Origin of the sequence: Streptomyces sp. NRRL S-495, assembly GCF_000966955.1 — a bacterium.
Taxonomy (GTDB): Bacteria; Actinomycetota; Actinomycetes; order Streptomycetales; family Streptomycetaceae; genus Kitasatospora; species Kitasatospora purpeofusca.
In genome coordinates this window covers 1-6,292 of the sequence record NZ_JZWY01000829.1, presented here as the reverse complement: position 1 = coordinate 6,292, position 6,292 = coordinate 1, and the positions used below count along the sequence as shown (strand labels likewise).

Genomic DNA, 6,292 nt, shown 5'->3' with positions numbered 1-6,292 from the left:
AGACCTTCCGTCCCGGCCCCACCGACCACGGCTCCACCATCATCTCCCTGCCCAACGGCCTGGAGGACCAGATCCCCTCGTCCCTGGTCACCAAGGAGAACGTCGACGACCCGTCGCTCTGGGCCAACCACGCCGCGGGCTGACCCGAGACGGGCCCCGGAACCGGGCCGGCAGCCACCGCGACAGCGGGACTGCGGTCCGCGCAGCACCAGTGATTGCTCCCCACCCACCCCCACTGAAAGGCCGCACCATGCGAAGTGCACCGGTGGTCAGGGCGATAGTCGCCCTGACCCTTGGTACCACCGCCGCCGCCTGGTCCCCCATGGTCCCCCGCCACGGCGACCGCCGCCACCACGACCACCGCCTGGTCCGGCGGCGCGTTCTCCGTCGACACCGCGAGCCTCGTCCGCGAGGCGAACATCGTCCTGGGCACCCCGAACACCGCGGCGACCCAGTCCATGCCGCTGGGCAACGGCACCCTCGGCGCCGCGGTCTGGGCCGCCAACGGCTTCACCGCCCAACTCAACCGCGCCGACACCCTGCCCAGCCGCAAGTCCCCCGGTTGGCTGCAGATCCCCGGCCTGTCCCGGATCACGAACGCCGCCGACTTCACCGCCACCGTCGACCCGTACGACGGAGTGCTGCGCGAGTCCGGCGACGGGATGAGCGCGACGATCTACGTCCGCGCCGACAAGGACGAGCTGGTCGTGGACGTGACCGGCGCCGACCCGAACACCGTCCAGTCCGCCACCGTCAACCTGTGGTCCGGGCGCACACCGGCCGCGGCGGCCTCCGGTGGCGTCGCGACGCTCGCCGAGACCTGGGTCGACAGCAACGCCACCACCGGCTCCGGCCGGACCTTCGGCTCCCTGGCCGCACTCACCGCCGGCGGGCGCAACGTCACCGCCACGGTCACCGACCCGCAGACCGTGAAGGTGGACGTCACCCCCAACCCCGACGGCAGCTTCCGGATCCTGGTCGGCAGCCCGAGCTGGACCGGCGGCAACGCCGCCACCACCGCCGCCTCGCTGCTGGGTTCGGACGCGACCGCGAGCTCCGACACCCTGCGGGCGCCGCACCAGGCCTGGTGGCACAACTACTGGGGCAAGCTCGGCCTGGTGAAGCTCTCCTCGGCGGACGGCACCGCCGCCTACCTGGAGAAGCTGCGCACCCTGTACTACTTCTACACCGCCGAGGAGTCCCGCGGGCCGCTTCCCGGCTCCCAGGCCGGAGTCGCCGACCTCTTCAACTTCTCCCAGGACACCCAGAACTGGTACCCGGCCGGCTACTGGTTCTGGAACATCCGCGGACAGGTGGCCGCCAACATCGGCGCCGGCGCGTTCGAGCTCAACAACGGCCTCTACAACCTCTACACCTCCAACCTGGCCAACATCCAGGCCTGGACCAGGACCTACATGGGCAACCGGCCCGGGATCTGTGTGCCGGAGACCATGCGCTTCAACGGCAACGGCTTCCAGAACGACGGCGACCCGTTCGGCGACGCCTCCTGCGACCAGGCCCTGACCACCTGGAACGGTGCCACGGTCTCCACCGGCGCCGAAATCGGACTCTGGGTCTGGCAGCAGTACCTGACCACGGGTGACAAGGCCTTCCTCACGGCGAACTACCCGCTCATGCAGCAGTCCACCCAGTTCCTGTTGGCCTTCACCACGGTCGGCGCCGACGGCAAGCGGCACGCGGTGGCCAACGTCCACGAGAACCAGTGGAACGTGCAGGACCCGGTCAACATGATCGACGCGATGAAGGCCCTCTTCCCCGCCACGATCTCCGCCGCCCAGGTCCTGAACGCCGACGCCTCGCTCGTCTCCCAGCTGCAGGCCGCGATCCCGCAGATCCCCGACTTCCCGCGCACCGACGCCGCGACCCACCGGCAGAACCTCACCGCAGCCGCCGACGCCTCCGGCACTGATGTGCTCGGCCAGTCCTCGCAGCCCACCGCGACGGTCTACAACACCGAGAACGACGACCTCGAAGCCGTCTGGCCCTACGGCCTGATCGGCGACAACTCACCGCTGCTGCCCGTGGCCCGGCGCACCTACAACAGCCGGGTCAACGTCCAGCAGAACGACTGGAGCTTCGACGCCGTCCACGCCGCCCGCCTCGGCCTGCCCGACCGGGTCGCCGCCGACCTGACCGCGCTCACCCAGAAGTACCAGACGTACCCCACCGGCCTGGCCGACCTGTGGGCCAGGCCCGGCGGGACCGAGCCCTACATCGAGCAGGCCGCCAACGTCGCGCTCGCGATCAACGAAGCGCTGGTCCAGGACTACGACGGCCTGCTGCGGATCGCCCCGGCCCTGCCGCAGGGCTGGGACGCCGACGGCACCCAGTACATCCACGGCGGCAGCACCGTCTCCGTCCAGGTCCACGGCGGCATCATCGGCACCGTCGGCATCCGCGCCGGCTCCACCGGCAGCATCAACATCCGCAACCCCTGGCCGGGCCAGAGCGTGTCGGTCGTCGACGGCACCGACAAGTCGACCGTCATCGTCAGCCCCACCACCGCCGACCAGTTCACCATCCCGACCACGGCCGGCAAGTCCTACCTGGTCCAGCGGGTCTCGGCCCCGGTCTCCGGCATGACGTTCAGCCGGCTCTCCGGCACACCGGCCACAGCGGCCAGCCACCTGGGCACCGCCCGGATCGGCCTGGACAAGGCCACCGGCACCGGCACCGGCCGCATCACCGGCATCAACGGCCTGTGCGTCGACGACTCCGGCGCCGGCACCGCCGACGGCAACCCGATCGTCGTCTGGACCTGCAGCGGCACCGCCGCCAACCAGCAGTGGACCGTCGGCACCGACGGCACCCTGCGCACCCTCGGCAAGTGCATGACCGCCCCCGGCACCAACCCCGGCAACAACACCCCCGTCCAGCTGTACGGCTGCGTGAACGGGGCCGGAAACCAGGTCTGGCAGCCCCAGGCCGACGGCACCCTCAAGAACCCGCAGAGCAACAAGTGCCTGGACGACTCGGGCGCCGGCCCCGCCGGCACCGGACTGATCCTGTGGGACTGCTCCGCCGCCGCCAACCAGATCTGGCACCTGCCCTGATCCCGACCTGACGCAACAAGGCCCGGGGTGTCGACCAACGATGGTGGTCGACACCCCGGGCCGTCCTCGCCGCGACCGCCACGAAGCCGGCCGACGCCCGCTGCCGGTGTCCGGCTTCCGTCAAGCAGCAGCTGAGTGAGGATCATTGATCGCTCGGCTGGAGCCTGTGCTCAGAGGGACTCCTCGTACGCCTCACGGATGGCTGCAGGGATACGGCCGCGGTCGTTGACGAGGTAGCCGTTCGCCCTCGCCCAGCGGCGTACGGGCTCGTCCTCCGGACGCGGATCGAGCCGACGAGCCCTGCCAGGTCCCCTCCAGTCGCCTGATGAGACTCCTTCCAGCTGGTCCGCCACCTCCTGGAAGAAGGCGGACAACGACGGATATTCACCGTCCTCGGGCGATGAGCCCTCGGACCAGGACCCCACGGCTCCGGTGCGCGTGTTCAGGAACCTCCCGTAGAAGCCGTCACGCTCCGCTGAGATCGGCACCCACTCCCTGCGCCAGGACTGGCATTCAGGGTCTCCGGACGGTTCCGTCTCCTCCATGGCCGTCCTGTGGAGGTAGACGCGCTCGATGTCCGTGAGCCCGAGGAGGAGTCCGCCGCCAGGGACGACTCCCTGGCAGCCCAGCGCCACCAGACACGATCGGACATCAGGTTGCCTGCCGGCATCGATGTCGTTCACCAGAAGCCACTGCCACATCTCCCCTGGCAGGTCCACACCCATGCGCAGTTCGGCCGCGCTGATGGCTGCCTGGTTCCCGGGGCCGCCGAGGGCAGCAAAAACGCCAGGGGTGTGCTGCTCGAGCCACGCGGTCACCCGGCCCCACGCCTGCCGCACGTCTCCTGCGGCGGGCGTCGGCACACCGCTCACCGGTGATCTCCGGCTCGGCCGGACGCAGACAGACGCGCAGGCAGACGCGCAGGCCGCCGACCTGCGCCGCCGGCTTCGGAAGAGCGCTGCCGGATCGTCCAGGCTGTCGAGTCGTCGTCTGCCGAAGAAGGCTGCGACTGCTGATCATCCATGGGCAGACCGTACGTCAGGCCACTGACACCGCATCGATTTCCCCGTGCTGCTGAGGAACGGGGGACCCGGCCGGCCATGCCGCCGGACCACCGGAGCCGTGTCGGCGAAGACGCCCGATGATAGCTTTCCGCAATCGGACAGCTCCGTAGTGTGTAGCGTGAGGTGCATGACTGCTGAGAACACCCGCCGACTGATCCTGATCCGGCACGGCAAGTCCGAATGGTCGGACGTGGACGACCACGAGCGGCCCCTCGCGGCGAAGGGCCGCAAGGACGCCCCGGCCGCCGGGAAGTGGCTGGCCGCCACCGGTATCACTCCCGGCACCGCTCTCTGTTCCACGGCCCTGCGGTGCCGGGAGACCTGGAAGCTCGCGGCGGCCGAACTGCCGCAGCGCCCCCCGACCCGCTTCGAGGACCGCCTCTACGACGCCTCACTCGGCGAGCTGACCGCGCTGCTCAACGAGACCTCCGACGAGGTCACGGACCTGGTGGTGGTCAGCCACAACCCGGGCCTGCACGCACTCGCCGACGCCCTCGCGGGCGACGGCGAGGACGGGCCGCTCGCACAGATGCGCCGCGGCGGCTTCCCGTCGGCCTCCGTTGCCGTCCTGACCTTCGACGGGCCGTGGAAGTCCCTGGAGAACGGCTCCGGCCACCTGACCCACTTCTGGTCCCCGACTGCGTGAGCGCCCGCCCGGGTGCCGCCACCTCGCGCGGCGGCACCCGGGCGCCGACCGCCTACCGGCCGGAGTGGTCGAGGATGTTGCCGTTGGAGCAGTTGTTGTCGTGGTCGCCGACGTAGCCGACGGTGCCGCTCAGGACGGGGACGCTGGCCACCTCCATGGTGCAGACGACGACGGCGGCGAAGTTCCAGTTGTTGGCGGCGTTGACGCCCTGGCCGAAGGCGGAGTCGTCGTCGGCGTGAGCGGGGGCGGCCATGGCGGTCGCCGCGAGGGCCGTGCCCGCCGGGGTTCGGTGTCCGCCGACCGAGAGGGGACGCCGTGATCGCCCACCTGCAGCGCGCCACCAACACGGCCGCGCTGACACTCGCCCTCTACGGCGGCGAGGGCATGTCTCGCAGACAGTGCACCGTTATCTGCACTCTCGCCTCTTCGTCGTTCGTGGTTCTCGTCACCGCGATCACGTGAGGCGCTGGGGACGCGCCGGCGAGCTATCCGGCCCCGCCCGAGTCGTGGGCCTGTGGGCGTGCCGTCGCAGCGGGCACCGCGCCCGCCGCGACCGGAACCGTCAGGCTGCTGTACGGACTACGGCTGCCAGACCGGATCGACCGAGACACCGCACTGGACCACGCCCTGGTTGTAGATCTTGGCGGTGGGGGCGCTCCAGCCCTCGAACGGCTCGAAGTTGCTGAAGGACTGGACGCCATCGTGGTGGGAAAACATCAGCGGCAGATCGCTCGCCGGGGAGAAGCGGAAATGAGCTGACTGATCTGCACGCTCACGCTCATCAGATTCGCCCTCGACACGGGCGGGCGAGGCTCGGAGCCTGCTCCTGCCGAAAACCTCATCCGGGACCTGTGACCTGCGCGTTCTCACGAACGGCCACGGGTGCCCGCATGAGCGTGCCAGGCCGATGGATCGTGCTGCTGAGACTGGCGTACCCGGGCGTGACCAACGCGTTCGCGATGCTGCGTCTGCTGCCGATGAGCGACCGCGACAAGGACGTGGAGATCCTGGCCCTGCGCCATCAGATCGCGGTGCCGGAACGGCAGCTGGGCGGGAAGCGGGTCCGGTTCGAAGCGAGCGACCGGGCATTCCTCGCGGCACTGCTCCACCACCTGCCGACGCAGGTGCTCCACCGGATGCGGCTACTGGTACGGCCGGACACCGTTCTTCGCCGGCACCGCGACCTGGTCGCCCGCCGTCACGCTGCCCGATCCCGTCCCAAGCGCGGAGGGCGGCCGCGTACCGTACGCTCCATCCGCGCCCTGGTCCTGCGCCTGGCCGCAGAGAATCCGGGGTGGGGGTACCGCCGCCTTCACGGCGAGCTTCTCGTCCTCGGCGTGAAGGCGGCCGCGTCCACGGTGTGGGAGATCCTCCAGAAGGCCGGGATCCCGCCGTCACCCGAGCGGACCTCCAGCACGTGGGCGGACTTTCTGCGCTCCCAGGCCGCCGCGCTCCTCGCGTGCGACTTCTTCGAGACAGTCACCCTGTCCGGGGCCCGGTTGTACGTG

At 70.3% G+C, this 6,292-nt stretch carries 7 protein-coding genes and 1 pseudogene; 5 read left to right on the top strand and 3 right to left on the bottom strand.

The window, feature by feature from the left end:
* Nucleotides 1–143 (top strand): annotated as a pseudogene (locus VR45_RS46235) (sugar ABC transporter substrate-binding protein); the annotation flags it as partial.
* Between the two features lie 150 nt (nucleotides 144–293).
* The gene (locus tag VR45_RS49435; RefSeq protein ID WP_052709599.1) at nucleotides 294–3,074 is read left to right on the top strand and encodes an RICIN domain-containing protein; all 2,781 of its coding nucleotides are present in this window, start codon (nucleotides 294–296) and stop codon (nucleotides 3,072–3,074) included.
* A gap of 170 nt (nucleotides 3,075–3,244) precedes the next feature.
* Here the strand turns inward: VR45_RS49435 and VR45_RS50850 are convergent, their stop codons facing one another.
* Nucleotides 3,245–3,619 (bottom strand): histone-like nucleoid-structuring protein Lsr2, encoded by a 375-nt coding sequence (locus tag VR45_RS50850; protein ID WP_078897155.1) that lies wholly within the window; start codon nucleotides 3,617–3,619, stop codon nucleotides 3,245–3,247.
* 646 nt (nucleotides 3,620–4,265) lie between these two features.
* Between VR45_RS50850 and VR45_RS34355 the strand changes: the two genes are divergently transcribed.
* Nucleotides 4,266–4,784, top strand: coding sequence for a histidine phosphatase family protein (locus VR45_RS34355; protein WP_045943827.1), 519 nt, complete (start codon nucleotides 4,266–4,268; stop codon nucleotides 4,782–4,784).
* A 52-nt stretch (nucleotides 4,785–4,836) separates the two neighbouring features.
* Here VR45_RS34355 and VR45_RS34350 read toward each other — a convergent pair whose 3' ends face one another.
* Nucleotides 4,837–5,037 carry a hypothetical protein gene (locus tag VR45_RS34350; protein ID WP_045943826.1) on the bottom strand — a complete coding sequence of 67 codons (201 nt, stop codon included), beginning with the start codon at nucleotides 5,035–5,037 and terminating at the stop codon, nucleotides 4,837–4,839.
* Between the two features lie 62 nt (nucleotides 5,038–5,099).
* Between VR45_RS34350 and VR45_RS47440 the strand changes: the two genes are divergently transcribed.
* Entirely contained in the window at nucleotides 5,100–5,246 is a 147-nt protein-coding gene (locus VR45_RS47440; RefSeq protein ID WP_159394459.1) for a hypothetical protein, read from the top strand.
* 117 nt (nucleotides 5,247–5,363) lie between these two features.
* Here VR45_RS47440 and VR45_RS47435 read toward each other — a convergent pair whose 3' ends face one another.
* On the bottom strand, nucleotides 5,364–5,501 hold the full coding sequence (locus VR45_RS47435; protein WP_159394458.1) for a hypothetical protein: 138 nt from the start codon (nucleotides 5,499–5,501) through the stop codon (nucleotides 5,364–5,366).
* Nucleotides 5,502–5,698: 197 nt separating this feature from the next.
* Between VR45_RS47435 and VR45_RS34345 the strand changes: the two genes are divergently transcribed.
* A partial coding sequence (locus VR45_RS34345) for a helix-turn-helix domain-containing protein (RefSeq protein ID WP_045943829.1) occupies nucleotides 5,699–6,292 on the top strand: 594 nt, incomplete at its 3' end.